The sequence below is a fragment of the Bradyrhizobium sp. URHD0069 genome, from assembly GCF_000701345.1.
Taxonomy (GTDB): Bacteria; Pseudomonadota; Alphaproteobacteria; order Rhizobiales; family Xanthobacteraceae; genus Bradyrhizobium.
This window is the reverse complement of the sequence record NZ_JNIJ01000035.1, coordinates 15,356-30,125: the sequence shown is the minus strand read 5'-3', so window position 1 is coordinate 30,125 and position 14,770 is coordinate 15,356. Positions and strand designations below refer to the sequence as shown.

14 protein-coding genes are annotated in these 14,770 nt (G+C 62.9%); 9 read left to right on the top strand and 5 right to left on the bottom strand.

Annotated elements, in window-relative coordinates:
- The first annotated feature begins 1 nt into the window (after position 1).
- From pyrF to N554_RS0121020, 5 genes are all read left to right on the top strand, one after another.
- The gene (gene pyrF / locus N554_RS0121040; protein WP_029585278.1) at positions 2-712 is read left to right on the top strand and encodes an orotidine-5'-phosphate decarboxylase; all 711 of its coding nucleotides are present in this window, start codon (positions 2-4) and stop codon (positions 710-712) included.
- A 17-nt stretch (positions 713-729) separates the two neighbouring features.
- Positions 730-1,032, top strand: a complete 303-nt coding sequence (locus N554_RS0121035) for a DUF1330 domain-containing protein (protein WP_029585277.1) — start codon at positions 730-732, stop codon at positions 1,030-1,032.
- A gap of 117 nt (positions 1,033-1,149) precedes the next feature.
- Entirely contained in the window at positions 1,150-1,965 is an 816-nt protein-coding gene (dapB, locus tag N554_RS0121030; RefSeq protein ID WP_029585276.1) for a 4-hydroxy-tetrahydrodipicolinate reductase, read from the top strand.
- Positions 1,966-2,101: 136 nt separating this feature from the next.
- Complete coding sequence (locus N554_RS0121025; protein WP_029585275.1) at positions 2,102-2,725, top strand: 2,3-bisphosphoglycerate-dependent phosphoglycerate mutase; 624 nt, start codon at positions 2,102-2,104, stop codon at positions 2,723-2,725.
- Entirely contained in the window at positions 2,722-3,252 is a 531-nt protein-coding gene (locus N554_RS0121020) for a GNAT family N-acetyltransferase (RefSeq protein ID WP_051677607.1), read from the top strand. The genes N554_RS0121025 and N554_RS0121020 overlap by 4 nt, the downstream gene beginning before the upstream one ends.
- Before the next feature lie 128 nt (positions 3,253-3,380).
- Here the strand turns inward: N554_RS0121020 and N554_RS0121015 are convergent, their stop codons facing one another.
- Positions 3,381-4,277 (bottom strand): methylated-DNA--[protein]-cysteine S-methyltransferase, encoded by an 897-nt coding sequence (locus tag N554_RS0121015; protein WP_029585273.1) that lies wholly within the window; start codon positions 4,275-4,277, stop codon positions 3,381-3,383.
- Between the two features lie 57 nt (positions 4,278-4,334).
- Positions 4,335-4,853, bottom strand: coding sequence for a DUF2244 domain-containing protein (locus N554_RS0121010; protein WP_029585272.1), 519 nt, complete (start codon positions 4,851-4,853; stop codon positions 4,335-4,337).
- 22 nt (positions 4,854-4,875) lie between these two features.
- Between N554_RS0121010 and nth the strand changes: the two genes are divergently transcribed.
- Positions 4,876-5,685, top strand: a complete 810-nt coding sequence (gene nth / locus N554_RS0121005; protein ID WP_029585271.1) for an endonuclease III — start codon at positions 4,876-4,878, stop codon at positions 5,683-5,685.
- Between the two features lie 54 nt (positions 5,686-5,739).
- On the opposite strand, the gene N554_RS0121000 is transcribed toward nth, so the two are convergent.
- Positions 5,740-6,492, bottom strand: coding sequence for a sulfate transporter family protein (locus N554_RS0121000; RefSeq protein WP_029585270.1), 753 nt, complete (start codon positions 6,490-6,492; stop codon positions 5,740-5,742).
- A gap of 128 nt (positions 6,493-6,620) precedes the next feature.
- Positions 6,621-9,020 (bottom strand): heavy metal translocating P-type ATPase, encoded by a 2,400-nt coding sequence (locus N554_RS0120995; RefSeq protein WP_029585269.1) that lies wholly within the window; start codon positions 9,018-9,020, stop codon positions 6,621-6,623.
- A gap of 55 nt (positions 9,021-9,075) precedes the next feature.
- Here N554_RS0120995 and N554_RS0120990 point away from each other — a divergent pair, with 55 nt between their 5' ends.
- Entirely contained in the window at positions 9,076-9,351 is a 276-nt protein-coding gene (locus tag N554_RS0120990; protein ID WP_029585268.1) for a metal-sensitive transcriptional regulator, read from the top strand.
- Here the strand turns inward: N554_RS0120990 and N554_RS0120985 are convergent.
- Entirely contained in the window at positions 9,329-9,580 is a 252-nt protein-coding gene (locus tag N554_RS0120985) for a hypothetical protein (protein ID WP_156042019.1), read from the bottom strand. The two genes, N554_RS0120990 and N554_RS0120985, sit on opposite strands and share 23 nt — an antisense overlap.
- A 360-nt stretch (positions 9,581-9,940) precedes the next feature.
- Between N554_RS0120985 and N554_RS0120975 the strand changes: the two genes are divergently transcribed.
- Positions 9,941-11,602: an HlyD family efflux transporter periplasmic adaptor subunit gene (locus N554_RS0120975; RefSeq protein WP_029585266.1), complete on the top strand. Its 1,662-nt coding sequence runs from the start codon at positions 9,941-9,943 to the stop codon at positions 11,600-11,602.
- Between the two features lie 11 nt (positions 11,603-11,613).
- Positions 11,614-14,742 carry an efflux RND transporter permease subunit gene (locus N554_RS0120970; protein ID WP_051677619.1) on the top strand — a complete coding sequence of 1,043 codons (3,129 nt, stop codon included), beginning with the start codon at positions 11,614-11,616 and terminating at the stop codon, positions 14,740-14,742.
- The last annotated feature ends 28 nt before the right edge of the window (positions 14,743-14,770 follow it).

Below are 14,770 nucleotides of genomic sequence, written 5' to 3'. Positions count from 1 at the left end.
CATGCAGCCATCTGATATCGCTCCCCGCGACCGGTTGATTGTGGCGCTCGATCTGCCCGGCGTCGCCGCGGCGGAAGCGATGATCGCCCGGCTCGGCGACAGCGTGACATTCTACAAGATCGGCTATCAGCTCGCTTATGCCGGCGGCTTGCCGCTGGTCCGTCAACTCACGGGCGCGGGCAAGAAGGTCTTCGTCGATCTCAAGCTGCACGACATCGGCAATACGGTGGCGCGCGGCGTCGAGAGCGTCGCCGCACTCGGCGCGACATTCCTGACCGTGCACGCCTATCCGCAGACCATGAAGGCGGCCGTCGAGGCCGGCGCGGGCTCCGGCTTGAAAATTCTCGCGGTCACCGTGCTGACCTCGTATGACGACGGCGATCTCCACGCCGCCGGTTATCGTCTCGGCGTATCCGATCTTGTCGAAGCCCGCGCCCAACAGGCGCAGGCGCTCGGCGTCGATGGGCTGGTATGTTCGCCCGAAGAGGCGGCGTCCTTACGCAAGATGGTGGGCCATCAGATGGTTCTGGTGACCCCGGGCATTCGGCCCGCGGGGGCCACCGCCGGTGACCAGAAGCGCATCATGACGCCGGCGCGGGCCATTTCAGCCGGCGCGGATTATCTGGTGATCGGACGTCCGGTGATGTCCGCCGCCGACCCCAAGGCGGCGGCGGACGCCATCCAGGCGGAGATCGCACAGGCGCTGGCTTGAACAAGGGAAAGACGCAGATGGCAAAAGGCTACTGGATCGCGCGCATCGATGTTCACAACATGGACGGATACAAGGAATACATCGCGCAGAACGGCGCCGTATTCAAAAAATACGGCGCCAAGTTTCTGGTGCGCGGCGGCAAGTTCGATCCCAAGGAAGGCTCGTCGCGGTCGCGCAATGTGATGCTTGAATTCAAGGATTATGAAACGGCACTCGCCTGCTACAATTCGCCGGAATACACGCGGCTGGTCGCGATCCGCAGCCCGCATTCCGAGGGCGACCTCGTGATCGTCGAGGGTTACGACGGCCCGCAGCCGTAAAGGGCCGGAAGTCAGCAAGCTTTTCCGTCATGGTCGGGACACGCCATGACGCGTGCCAGCCCGGATTGGTTGCCGGAACAGCCTGCCCCGGCTATACGGCAAGGGCGAGGTTCAAGAATGTCCGAGATGCGTTTGATCGTTGCAGGGGCCGGCGGCCGGATGGGCCGCGCGCTGACGCGTGCCATCTCGGAAACGTCAGGCGCCGTCCTCACCGGCGCGCTGGAAGCGCCGGGGTCTGAACTCTTGGGGACGGATGCCGGGACGCTGGCGGGCATGTCTCCCAACGGGGTCCTGCTCTCAGCCGACCTGTGGTCGTTGTCGGCAAACGCGGACGGCATTCTCGACTTTACGGTGCCGGGTGCGACCATTGCCAATGTCGCGATCGCCGCCCAGCGCGGCCTCGTTCACGTCATTGGCACGACAGGTCTCTCGGCGTCCGATGACGCCGTGATCAAGAGCGTCACCTCGCGTGCCATCGTGGTCAAGTCAGGCAATATGAGCCTTGGCGTCAACCTGCTGGCGGCGCTGGTGAAGCGGGTCGCACAGTCACTCGACGAAAGCTTCGACATTGAGATTCTGGAGATGCATCACAAGGCCAAGGTCGACGCGCCCTCGGGCACTGCGCTTCTGCTCGGCAAAGCCGCCGCTGAGGGCCGCGGCGTCGCGCTCGACGACCATTCAGCGCGGGGCCGCGACGGCCTTACCGGCGCGCGCCGCTCCGGCGATATCGGCTTTGCGTCATTGCGCGGCGGCACCGTCACCGGCGATCATCGGGTGATGTTCGTCGGTCCGTACGAGCGCATCGAACTATCGCACCTGGCCGAGGATCGGATGATCTTCGCGCACGGCGCGCTGAAGGCAGCGATGTGGGCCCACGGCAAGAAGCCCGGGTTGTATTCAATGGCCGACGTGCTCGGGCTCAGAGACTTCTAGAGCATGATCCGGGAAAGTGGGAACCGGTTTTCCGAAAGCTCATGCGCAAACAAGACATGAGATCGTGATCCGAATTTGATCGGATCATGATCGAGGATTTGACGACTTCTTCAAAAATCGAAACGGAATCACAGGAATGAGCGATCGTCTTCTCGTGCTCGTGCGTCACGGCCAGAGCGAATGGAACTTGAAAAATCTGTTCACCGGCTGGAAGGATCCCGGCCTCACCGAGAAGGGGATTGCCGAGGCCAACGAAGCCGGCCGTCAGTTGAAGGCGCAGGGGCTCTCGTTCGACATCGCCTTTACCTCGGTGCTGAAGCGGGCGCAGCACACGCTCGATATCGTGCTTAACGAGATCGGCCAGACCGACCTTCCCGTCAGGCAGCATCTGGCGCTCAACGAGCGCGACTACGGCGATCTGTCGGGCCTCAACAAGGACGATGCCCGCAAGAAATGGGGCGAGGAGCAGGTGCATGTCTGGCGGCGGTCCTACGACGTGCCGCCGCCCGGCGGTGAAAGCCTGAAGGATACCCTGGCGCGCACGCTGCCCTATTACGTCCAGGAGATTCTGCCGTGCGTGCTGCGCGGTGAGCGGTCGCTGGTCGTCGCCCACGGCAATTCGCTGCGCGCGCTGATCATGGTCTTGGAAAAGCTTTCGCCCGAGGGGATTTTGGCGCGCGAACTCGCAACCGGCGTCCCGGTGATCTACCGGCTGAATGCCGACGCCACGGTGGCGTCGAAGCTCGATCTGGCGGCGTGAGCGCGGCAGTCGAAATCATTTCTCTCGATGCGCCGGTTGCGGATGCCGCACTGGATCAGTTGGCTGATGTCCTGGTCGACTGTGTCGAAGGCGGCGCCAGCGTCAGCTTCATGTCGCCGTTCTCGAATGAAGACGCTCTTGCCTTCTTTCGCAAAGTCGCAGGCTCGGTCGCAACAGGGAACACTGTGCTGCTGGCGGCGCGGCTCGACGGCAAAATTGTCGGCACGGTCCAGCTTGGATTGGACACGCCGCCCAACCAGCCGCACCGCGCCGATATCAAGAAGTTGTTGGTGCATCGATCCGCGCGCGGCCACGGCGTTGGCGCGATCCTGATGGCGCAAGTCGAGGAGGAAGCCCGGCGGCGTGGCCGCTGGCTGCTCGTGCTCGATACCGTGCCGGACGAGAACGGCCACCGCCTCTACCTCCGTGCGGGTTGGAAGCAGACCGGCCTGGTCCCGGACTACGCGCTGTTTCCGGACGGCCGGCTTTGCGACACCGCCATCATGTGGAAGCGGCTGGCCAGGTGATCGGAAGCCCGTCATTGCGAGCAAACCAGAGCGCCACCGAAAAAGACTGGATTGCTTTGTCGCTTCGCTCCTCGCAATGACGGAGAGGATTCGAGCGTGCCGTTTCGATCCAAATCATCAGGCTAGATCTAGTGCAGTCCCACCTGTCCCGCTTCCCAACCCAGCATTGCCTGCTTGCGCGTGATGCCCCAGTGATAGCCGGTCAGCGCGCCGCCTTTGCCGAGCGCGCGATGGCATGGCACCACGAACGATATCGGGTTCTTTCCGACCGCGGCGCCGACCGCGCGTGATGCTTTCGGGTTACTGAGCCTGGCCGCGATATCGGAATAACAGACCGCGCGGCCCATCGGGATTTTCAACAACGTCTCCCACACCCGGACCTCGAAGTCGGTGCCGATCAACACCACGCGCAGCGGCTGATCTGGGCGCCACAGTCTCGTGTCGAAGATACGCTGCGCCAGTGCGGCCGTGCCGTCGTGATCTTCCACGTAGGTTGCCCGCGGCCAGCGCCGCTGCATGTCGGCGAACGCGGCCTGCTCCTCGCCGGGATCGGCGAAGGCAAGGCCGGCGAGGCCGCGGCCGCTGGCGATCACGATCCCGGTCCCGAAGGGCGAGGCATGAAATCCGTAGCGCAACGTCATGCCGGCGCCGCCGCTCTTCCATTCGCCAGGCGACATCGCTTCATGGGTGACGAACAGATCGTGCAGCCGTCCCGGACCCGAAAGCCCGGAGTCGAGCGCGGCATCGAGCACGCTGGCAGAATCGCGCAGCAAGCCCTTGGCATGATCGAGCGTCAGCGCCTGCATGAAGGCTTTGGGCGTCAGCCCGGCCCAGCGGCGAAACAGATGGTGCAGCTCATCGGGCGTCACGCCCGCCGCATCCGCCATCGACTCGATGGTCGGCTGCGCGCGCCAGCGCTCCGAGATGAAAGCGATGGCGCGCCGCACCGAATCATAGTCGCGGAGCGCGGCGTTCTGGGAGCCCGGTTTGGCCAGGCGATGGTCATTGATTGCAAGGTTCATCATGCCATTAGATGTAGGCCGGCTGCGTCGTGCAAACCACCCGATTCCTGACAGCTTTCATCACAGCGGGTTATAGGTCGGGCCACGTCGCGCGGCTTGCAGCGCGGCTGTTAAGGCTTTGGCAAAGCTCGCCTTTTCATCCGGCCCGAGGAAGCTCGCGATAGAGAGGCGGCGGCCTTTCGAGAGCAGATAAAGTTTCTCGATGCCAAATTCCGCATCGGTCTTTTGATCGAGCTGTACCCACAGCGGATTGAGCACAAATTCGACTACGTGGCCGCGGTGGCTGACCCGGCGCACGCGCAGCTCAGATGGCGTCACCCGGATTTCCTCGGTGGCCTTGGCGTCTCGGAAATTGACCCGGAATGCCCAATAGATCGCAATCACATCGAGAGCGAAAATGCCGAACACCGGCCACGCGCCCATCAGCAGAAAACCGATCCCGGCCGCAAAACTGAGCACGCTGACAAACACCATCAGCACCAGAAAACCGGTGCGGTCCAGCGAGCGGTGCGGCGTCAGCAGCGCCGAAAACAATTCCGGCTGCTCAAGCTCCAGATCAAAGTCGTTGCCTGGGGTCATCGCGTATCAGTATACCCCGATCATGGCGAAAATCATCCGCAGGCCCCTGCCTAAATCGAAGCCGACCACCCCTAAACGCGCCAAACAGTCTCGCCTTCGTCCTGTGACAAGTCAGGGACGAGAAAAGACCGCGAAGAAGGCTGCCGCCAAATCAGGGCAGGTGCCGCCGGCGAAAAAAACGCTCAAGGCAAGCAAACCCTGGACACCCGCCGAGGTCCGCGAGGCTTTCAGCCGCTTCCGCAAAGCCAATCCCGAGCCGAAGGGGGAACTTGAACATCTCAACCCCTACACGCTTTTGATCGCGGTCGTTCTGTCGGCGCAAGCGACCGACGCCGGCGTCAACAAGGCGACGCGGGCGTTGTTTGCAGTCGCCGACTCGCCGCAGAAGATGCTCGCGCTCGGCGAGGAAAAGCTGCGCGATTACATCAAGACGGTCGGGCTCTACCGCACCAAGGCGAGGAACGTGATCGCGCTGTCGGAAAAACTGATTGCCGAATTCGGCGGCGAGGTGCCGCGCACCCGTGCCGAGATTGAATCGCTGCCGGGTGCCGGCCGCAAGACCGCCAACGTCGTGCTCAACATGGCGTTCGGCGAACACACCATGGCGGTCGACACGCATGTGTTTCGTGTCGGCAATCGCACAGGATTGGCGCCGGGCAAGACGCCGCTCGAGGTCGAGCTTGGTCTTGAGCGCGTGATTCCGGCCGAGTTCATGCTGCACGCGCATCATTGGCTGATCCTGCACGGCCGCTACACGTGTCTGGCGCGCAAGCCGCGCTGCGAGGTGTGCCTGATCAACGACCTCTGCCGCTGGCCGGAGAAGACGGTTTGAGGCTCTTACCCTTACCTCTCCCCGTCTGCACCGCGCTCTTCACCATCAGGGGACTCACACCACCGGCACGCCCGGCTTGCGACCGGGTTCAATCAGCTCCGGCCTTGGTCCACTCAAGCGCTTGTGCATGTGAACCATGAACGCCATCCCGAACAGCGGCGTCGCCAGGTTGACAATCGGGATCGACACGAACGCCGCGATCACAAGCCCCGCGGTGAACACGATTGCCGCATTCTGCTTGCGCATGGCCTTGGCTTCCGCGGGCGGACGAAACCGCATCGCCGCGAGTTGGAAATATTCCCGGCCGAGCAGCCATGCGGTCGCGACAAAGAACGCGATGAAGCCGGCGCCCGCGATGAACACGAACGGCAGGGCGATCAGATAGACCAGGATCGTGAGCAGCGCTGTCTTGATGCCTTCCGTCATGGCGAGGCCAAGCGGCAGCGCCGTGCCCGGGCGTTCCGCCGGATAGTGTTCGCGCTCGACATGCTCGGCGACGTCGTCGACGAATACGCTTGCCACCAGCGCGGTGATCGCGGGCATCAAAAACACCGCGCCGAGCACGATGCCAAGACCGGCCGCGATCGACACGATCCACGCGAGGACCTCAATCGGCGTGTGGAAGCCCGATCCCAGCATCGCCTCGGCCCAGCCTTGGCCCGATGTCGCAAACCAGCTGAGCAGTCGCTGCAGGCCAATCGCCAGCACCGTGATCAGCACCAGCGCCAGTCCGATCGATCGCCACAGGATGGAGCGCATCGGCGGCGACAGGATTTGCGAAAGCGCCTTCACGGCGGCATCTAACATGGCGATGTTATCCCAAAATCCAGGACGAGGTCGAGGCGAAAAACCCTCGCGAGAGGTAGACATACGCAACCGCTTCGGCAAGAGCGGGGTGGATGCCGGCTGCTTGCCCGGTCTTGGATACGCCTGAACTATAGACGCGTCATGCGTAGCCGCAATGCGTTGCCTACAACGCTCACCGATGACAGCGCCATGGCGGCGGCGGCAATGATCGGCGAGAGCAGAATCCCGAAATGGGGATAGAGGATGCCTGCGGCGATCGGGATGCCGGCGGCGTTATAGATGAACGCGAAGAACAGGTTCTGCCGGATATTGCGCATAGTTGCCTGCGACAGCCGGCGTGCGCGAACGATGCCGCCGAGATCGCCTTTCAACAGCGTGATGCCGGCACTCTCCATCGCAACATCCGTTCCGGTCCCCATGGCGATTCCGACATCGGCTGCGGCGAGCGCCGGAGCGTCATTGACGCCGTCGCCGGCCATGGCGACGATCCGCCCGGCCTTCTGCAGCTTGGTGACTACGGCACTTTTCTGATCGGGAAGCACTTCCGCCTCGACATCGGTGATGCCGAGCTTCCGCGCCACGGCATTAGCTGTGGTCCGGTTGTCCCCGGTCAGCATGATGACCTTGATGCCTTCCGCTGCCAGCGCTTTTAAAGCATCCGGCGTTGATGGCTTCACGGGATCGGCGATCGCAAACAGTCCGGCCAACTTCCCGTCGATCGCGATGTGGATGACGGTGGCGCCGTCTCCGCGTAGACGTTCGGCTTGTTCACTCAGCGACTGGGCTTCGATACCGACAGATTTCAGGAAGTTCGAATTGCCCAGAAGAACAGTTTTGCCATCGACCTTGCCGGTGGCGCCCTTGCCGGTCGGCGAGTCGAACGCTTCCACCTTGCTTAAATCGAGATTGCGCTGCTTCGCCGCGCGTACGATCGCGTCCGCAAGAGGGTGTTCGCTGGCGCGTTCGACGCTGGCGGCAAGCCCCAGGATTTCGTGTTCCTCAAAACCAGCCGCAGCGACGATGGCGACAACCTTCGGCTTGCCTTCGGTCAACGTCCCCGTCTTGTCGACCACCAGCGTATTGACCTTTTCCATGCGCTCCAGTGCTTCGGCGTTCTTGATCAAGACACCCGCCTGCGCGCCGCGCCCGACGCCGACCATGATCGACATCGGCGTGGCCAGCCCGAGCGCGCAGGGACAGGCGATGATCAGCACGCTCACCGCTGCGACCAGGCCGAACGCCATCCGCGGTTCCGGTCCAAACCAGGCCCAGGCGCCGAAAGCGACCAGTGCCGTGGCAATCACGATCGGCACGAACCAGCCGGAAACCTGATCGGCCAGCCGCTGGATCGGCGCCCGCGAGCGCTGCGCATCCGCGACCATCTTGACGATCTGGGAAAGCAGCGTGTCGCGGCCGACCTTGTCGGCGCGCATGACGAATCCACCGGACTGATTGAGCGTGCCTGCGATCACCCTGCCGCCGACTTCCTTGGTGACGGGCATGGATTCGCCGGTCACCAGCGACTCGTCGAGGGAGGAGCGGCCCTCGAGAATGATACCGTCGACCGGCACCTTCTCTCCCGGCCGGACGCGCAATTTGTCGCCGACCACCAGGCTATCGATCTGCACTTCGTGGTCGGCGCCGTCATCGCCGATGCGGCGGGCGGTTTTCGGCGCCAGTTCGAGCAGCGCCTTGATAGCCCCGGAGGTTGCCTCGCGCGCGCGCAGTTCGAGCACCTGACCAAGCAGGACGAGGACCGTGATGACCGCGGCGGCTTCGAAGTAAACCGCAACCGCGCCACCATGCCCGCGGAAGGTTGCGGGGAAAATCCCGGGCGCGACGGTGCCGATGAGGCTGTAGACGTAAGCGACGCCCGTGCCCATCGCGATCAAGGTGAACATGTTGAGATTGCGCGTCAGCAGCGATTGCCAGCCGCGCACGAAGAACGGCCAGCCCGCCCAGATGACGACGGGTGTGGCAAACACCAGCTGAATCCAGTTCGACAAGGTCTGGTCGACCCAGCCGTGACCGCCGACCAGGTGACCGCCCATCTCGAGCACAACGGGCGGAATGGACAACGCCGCGCCGACCCAGAAGCGCCGCGTCATATCCGCCAGTTCGGGATTGGGCGGTGCATCGAGGGATGCCACCTCGGGCTCCAGCGCCATGCCGCAGATCGGGCAGCTTCCCGGACCGACCTGACGGATCTGCGGATGCATCGGGCAGGTGTAGATCGTGCCCTCGGGGGCGGCGGCTTTCGGCTTGCTGTTGTCGAGATATGCATTTGGATCGGCGGCGAACTTGGCTTTGCAGCCGGCCGAGCAGAAATGAAAGGTTTCGCCGCGGTGGTCGAACCGGTGCCGGCTCGTCGCCGGATCGACGGTCATTCCGCAGACGGGATCGCGCATGCTCGTCTTGGCGTCGGTGTGATGCTGATGGTGTGCATGACCGGAGTGATCGCGGCCGCCGCCGCAGCAGCTGGAAGGCTTTGCAGTGCCGCCCGCATTTGCGTTTTCGACGTTCGTCATCGCGTTCTCCATCACACCACTTGAAACCTATACCCTGTAGGGGTATATAAGCGGCATGAGAAAAGACATCAAGGCATCCTGTCAAAAACGTCTGAGCCGGATCGAGGGCCAGGTGCGCGGCCTGTCCAAGATGGTCGATGAGGACCGCTATTGCATCGATATCGTCACCCAGATCTCGGCCGTCCGGGCCGCGCTGCGGCGGGTCGAGGAAGAAGTCCTCAGAGATCACGTGTCGCATTGCGTCGAACACGCGATTGCAAGCGGCGACAAATCAGACCAGAGGAAGAAGATCGCCGAATTGATGGCCGTCATAGGCCGGGCTGAAAGATGAACTGCCACGGTTGTTCCACCTTGGCTGCTCTGGTGTTGCCGGGTATCATCGTTTGCGCGGGCCGGGTGTGATAGAAAGAGCCATAATGGTTAAACAGCAGATTATGCGAATCTTGGGAGCGGCGATCGTCTTGATCGTGCTTTCGTTCGCGCCGTCTGTTGTCCAGGCCCATACCGGCCATCAGCATCATGCTGCCGCGCCAGCGGTGGTTCATGGCGGCCACGGCCAAGCCGCGTCTCATGAACCCGAACAGACGGTGGCCCCCGCAACGTTGCAGCAGGCTCAGTTGGGGCAGGCTGAGATGCCCGCGCCTTCGGACCGGAACTGCGTCGGCGGCTGTTGTTCATCCGCCTGCGCCTCCTGCTGCGCTGCCGGCTTGCCGAGCTCCGTGGACTTTGTCCCGTTACCCCGGACCGTCATGCGCGTTGCGTGCCCCACGTCTCAGGCACGCGCCAGCCGCGCGCCTGATTCCCTCAAGCGTCCTCCGAAACACTTCACCTGAATCCAGACGATCCGTGAGTTTGCGCAGCTGCCGCTCGCAGCGCGCTGGGTTCGCGATTGGCGACAATTCAGAGTGAAGGACTTTCATATGCTTTCCCATTCCGGGCGCGCCCTGCGTGCCCTCGCGGTGACCGCAATTCTGTGCGGCACAATCGCACCCGTTTACGCCCATGAGGGCCATGACCACGACGAGCAGCAGCAAGTCGTCTCACCGGGTGCCTTGCCGCGCGGAGATTCCGTTTCCAACGAGTTTGAGATCGTTGCGGTCGCCCGCGGCGAAACTCTTGAGATCTACCTCGACCGGTTCGCGACGAACGAGCCGGTGACCGGCGCAAGCCTTGAGGTCGAATCGCCAAGCGGTCCCGCGAAGGCAACCCCGGACACGGACGGCAAGTACCGGTTGGCCGCGCCGTGGCTCGCGAAGAGTGGGCGCACTGATCTCATTTTCACGGTCACGGCGGGAGCGATCACCGACATACTTCCCCTTACAATCGAGGTTCCGGCCGCGCAGGCGCAACACATGGCGCGAGAAAACGCAGCGGGCGGCCCGATCAATAAGAATGCGATCCTTCTGGTCATGGGCGGAGTTCTTGCCGGCGCGATCGTCTCAGCGATCGCGCTGCGCGGCGGACGACGTGCGGCTGCACTTGTTGTCATCTTCGTTCTGCTCACGGGCTCGCGCGGCGCGAGAGCGCATGAAGGCCACGGCCATGAGGAAGAGAAGTCGCAGATCGCAATCAGTACCGCCTCAGGCGAGCGCGCGCAGCGCCTTCCGGACGGGACGGTGTTTGCGCCCAAGACGGTGCAGCGGATATTTGCGCTGAGGACGCTGGTCACCGAGAAGGCGGAGCACAAGAAGGTCACCGAACTTCCGGGGAGGATCATTCCCGACCCCAATGCCAGCGGGTACGTGCAATCGGCCGTGGGCGGCAGGCTTTCAGCGCCGCCGGGCGGCTTTCCCAGGCTCGGCACGCGGGTGAAGCAAGGCGACATCCTGGGTTACGTGACGCCGCCTATCCAGGCGATCGATGTTTCCGACATGCGGCAGCGCCAGGGCGAGCTGGATCAGCAAATCTCGATCGTCGAACGCAGGTTCGCACGCTACGAGCAGCTCACACCGTCGGGCGCCATATCCCGCACGCAGCTCGACGACACACGGCTTGAACTGGAAGGCCTGCGCGAGCGGCGCGCGTCGATTGAAAAATCGCGTCGCGAGCCCGAAGCGCTGATCGCGCCGGTTGCGGGCGTGATCGCGGAAGGCAGCGCCGTAGCCGGCCAGATCGTTCAGCCGAGCTCGCTTGTCTTCAACATCATCGACCCCGCGCGGCTGTGGGTCGAGGCGCTTAGTTTCGAGAGCATCGAACCGGCCCAGGGCGCGCGCGCATCAACATATACCGGCAAGAACTACGATCTCATCTATCAGGGCGCGGGTTTTGCCGATCGCAGCCAATCCGTGCCGGTGCATTTTGCCGTGACTGGCGACACGGCCGGATTGCGGGCCGGTCAGTTCCTGACGGTGCTCGTCGCGACCGACGCGGCGAAGGAAGGCCTTGCGGTGCCGCGCACCAGTATCGTGCGCGGGTCGAACGGCCAGGATTTTGTGTACGAGCATGTCGCGCCCGAGCGGTTCATGGCCAGGAGCGTGCGCACCGAGCCGCTTGACGGTGACCGCGTACTGATCATGTCCGGTATCGATTCCGGCAAGCGGATCGTATCGCAAGGCGCGGACCTCCTCGATCACGTGCGTTGAGCGAGGCATCCATGTTCACATTCCTAGTCAACGCCTCGCTCCGCAATCGCTTTCTCATCCTCGCGATGGCGGGCATCCTCGTTCTTCTTGGCGCTTATACCGCGCGCCAGCTTCCCGTCGATGTCTTCCCCGATCTCAATCGTCCGACGGTGACGATCATGACGGAGTCGGAAGGTTACGCGCCGCCCGAAGTCGAGCAGCTCGTCACGTTCCCGATCGAAACCCAGATGAACGGCGTCCCGGGAGTCAGCCGCGTCCGTTCGGTCTCGGGCGTCGGGCTTTCGATTGTGTACGTAGAGTTCAATTGGGGGACAGACATCTACCGCAACCGGCAGCTAGTCGCGGAACGGCTCGCTCAGGTGCAAGGCCAGCTGCCCTTGAACGTCACGCCGCAGATCGGCCCCGTCAGTTCGATCATGGGCCAAATCCTCCTGATCGCGGTGACTTCCAAGACGGAGTCGCCGATGGAGGTGCGCGAGATCGCGGATTTTACGATCAGGCCCCGGCTGCTCGCGATCCCGGGTGTTGCGCAGGTGATACCGATCGGTGGTGAGGTTCGGCAGTACCGGATCGCGCCGCTTCCCTCCGCGCTACGAGCGCTCGGAGTGAGCTATGAGCAGGTAGAACAGGCGCTCGCGAAGTTCGGCACCAATACCGGCGGCGGGTTCACGGACCAAAACGCCCGGGAATATCTCATCCGCAATATCGGGCGCACCACAAGTCTGGAAGACCTGCGGAACATCGTCGTTACCACCATCGAGGGACGCCCTGTTCTGTTGCGACAGGTAGCGGGCGTTGACTTCGCGCCCAAGGTCAAGCGTGGCGATGCGGGTTATATGGGAAAGCCCGCCGTGATCGTTTCGGTCGAGAAGCAGCCGAATGTAGATACGGTTCGGCTGACCAACCAAATCACGCAAGCGCTCACGGAGCTTCAGCCAAGCCTGCCGTCCGGCGTGACGGCCGACGAGATCGTATTCCGGCAGGCGGACTTTATTGAAAACTCGATTTACAATGTGGAACGGGTGCTCCTCGAAGCAGCGCTCGTCGTGGCCGTCATCCTGTTCGCCTTTCTTCTCAACTGGCGCACGACGGCGATTTCGCTCACCGCGATACCCGTCTCGATCCTGACCACGGCGATCATCTTCAAGCTGCTAGGGCTTTCGATCAACACAATGACCCTGGGCGGGCTTGCGATCGCCATCGGCGAACTGGTCGATGACGCCGTCGTCGATGTCGAGAACATCTTCCGGCGGCTGCGCGAGAACAGAGAGCAAGGCAGCCCGCGTTCCGTCTTCGACATCGTCGTTACGGCGTCCAATGAAGTGCGGTCGGGCATCGTCTATGCCACAATGATCATCGTTCTCGTCTTCGTGCCGCTATTCGCGCTTTCCGGCATCGAGGGCCGGCTATTCGCCCCGCTTGGCCATGCCTACATCATCTCGATCCTCGCGAGTCTACTGGTCTCGATTACGCTCACGCCGGTGATGGCCTATTACCTGCTGCCGGGCATGAAACGGCTCGCAGATCGGGAAAGCTGGCTCGTCCGCAAGCTGAAATCCGTCAACCGCGCGGCGCTCGGCCTCGCCTTCGCTCACAAAACATTGCTGCTCGGCGTGACAGTGTTGGCGGTGCTGGCCGCGGGCGTGGGCGTACTCACCTTGAAGCGAGCGTTTCTCCCGCCTTTCAACGAAGGCACATTCACGATCAATCTTGCCTTCAATCCCGGCGTTTCGCTTTCCGAATCCACCCGGGTGGGGTCGATCGCGGAACGGCTCCTGCTTGATGTGCCGGAAGTGATCAGCGTCGGGCGGCGTACCGGTCGCGCCGAACTCGACGAGCATGCGGAAGGCGTCCATTCGTCCGAAATCGACGTTGCTCTCAAACCTTCGCAGCGGCCAAAAGCCGAGATCGTCGCGGACATACGCTCGCGGCTTTCGGTACTGCCGCTTTCGATCAATGTCGGGCAGCCGATATCGCATAGGCTCGATCATCTACTTTCTGGCGTGCGCGCCGAGATCGCCTTGAAGCTCTTCGGCGACGATCTCGACGCGCTGCGCAACAGCGCGGAAGACCTGCGCCAAAGCCTTTCGAGGATCGACGGCATCCAGGACCTGCAGGTCGAGAAGCAGGTGCGCATCCCCCAACTTGAAATCCGCGTCGATTACAAACGCGCGGCTCTGTATGGCGTGCAGCCTGGCGCGGTGACCGAGCAGTTATCGCGCCTGTCGAGCGGGCGGGTCATCTCGCGTGTGGTCGATGGCTATACGCGCTTTGACGTCGTGATGAGACTGCCCGACCGGCTGCGCACCACCGAAAAGCTCGGTGACCTTCTGATCAAGAGCCCGTCCGGCTGGATACCGGCGCGGCAGATAGCGGATGTGAAGGAGACCGACGGCCCCAACCAGATTTTAAGAGAGAACGGCCGCAGGCGCATCGTCGTGCTCGCGAACTCCGACGGCAAGACCGACATGGCGGAGATCGTGCGCCGCATCCGCGCGGAGCTGCAGAAGACGAAGCTTCCGCAGGGCGTCACCGCAAGCCTTGAGGGCACGTTCCAGGCCCAGGAGGAAGCGAGCCGCACCATCGGCATACTCTCGGCCGTCTCTCTCGCGCTGATATTCGTAATTCTCTACAGCCGCTACCGCTCGGCAACGCTGGCACTGATCATCATGGGCGGGGTGCCGCTCGCGCTGATCGGATCGGTCGCGGCGCTCGCGCTGACCGATCAGCCGCTGTCCGTCGCCAGCATGGTCGGATTCATCACCCTCACGGGCATAGCGACCCGCAACGGCATCCTCAAGATAAGCCACTACATCAACCTCGCCTTGCAGGAGGGGATGGAGTTCGGGCCGGCTCTCGTCATCCGCGGAAGCCTTGAGCGCATGACACCCGTGCTGATGACCGCGCTGTCGGCGGGGCTTGCGCTTCTGCCGCTGCTTATCGCGGCAGACGAGCCGGGCAAGGAGATATTGCATCCGGTCGCAGTGACGATCTTCGGCGGGCTTGTCAGCGCGACGCTGCTCGACGCGCTGATCACGCCCGTGCTGTTTCTCATGTTCGGCGAGAGGCCGCTCATGCGGCTGATGCAACGGCAGTCCGAGGAGCACGGCAAGGATCCGGCTATTTCACATTCGTACTAATCGTTCACATCTTGGAAAAGGAGACCGC

Excerpts from the sequence above, each read along its gene's own strand:
- pyrF (WP_029585278.1), top strand. The coding sequence starts at position 2 with ATGCAGCCATCTGATATCGCTCCCCGCGACCGGTTGATTGTGGCGCTC.
- N554_RS0121035 (WP_029585277.1), top strand. The coding sequence starts at position 730 with ATGGCAAAAGGCTACTGGATCGCGCGCATCGATGTTCACAACATGGAC.
- dapB (WP_029585276.1), top strand. The coding sequence starts at position 1,150 with ATGTCCGAGATGCGTTTGATCGTTGCAGGGGCCGGCGGCCGGATGGGC.
- N554_RS0121025 (WP_029585275.1), top strand. The coding sequence starts at position 2,102 with ATGAGCGATCGTCTTCTCGTGCTCGTGCGTCACGGCCAGAGCGAATGG.
- N554_RS0121015 (WP_029585273.1), bottom strand. The coding sequence starts at position 4,277 with ATGATGAACCTTGCAATCAATGACCATCGCCTGGCCAAACCGGGCTCC.
- N554_RS0121010 (WP_029585272.1), bottom strand. The coding sequence starts at position 4,853 with ATGACCCCAGGCAACGACTTTGATCTGGAGCTTGAGCAGCCGGAATTG.
- nth (WP_029585271.1), top strand. The coding sequence starts at position 4,876 with ATGGCGAAAATCATCCGCAGGCCCCTGCCTAAATCGAAGCCGACCACC.
- N554_RS0121000 (WP_029585270.1), bottom strand. The coding sequence starts at position 6,492 with ATGTTAGATGCCGCCGTGAAGGCGCTTTCGCAAATCCTGTCGCCGCCG.
- N554_RS0120995 (WP_029585269.1), bottom strand. The coding sequence starts at position 9,020 with ATGACGAACGTCGAAAACGCAAATGCGGGCGGCACTGCAAAGCCTTCC.
- N554_RS0120990 (WP_029585268.1), top strand. The coding sequence starts at position 9,076 with ATGAGAAAAGACATCAAGGCATCCTGTCAAAAACGTCTGAGCCGGATC.
- N554_RS0120975 (WP_029585266.1), top strand. The coding sequence starts at position 9,941 with ATGCTTTCCCATTCCGGGCGCGCCCTGCGTGCCCTCGCGGTGACCGCA.
- N554_RS0120970 (WP_051677619.1), top strand. The coding sequence starts at position 11,614 with ATGTTCACATTCCTAGTCAACGCCTCGCTCCGCAATCGCTTTCTCATC.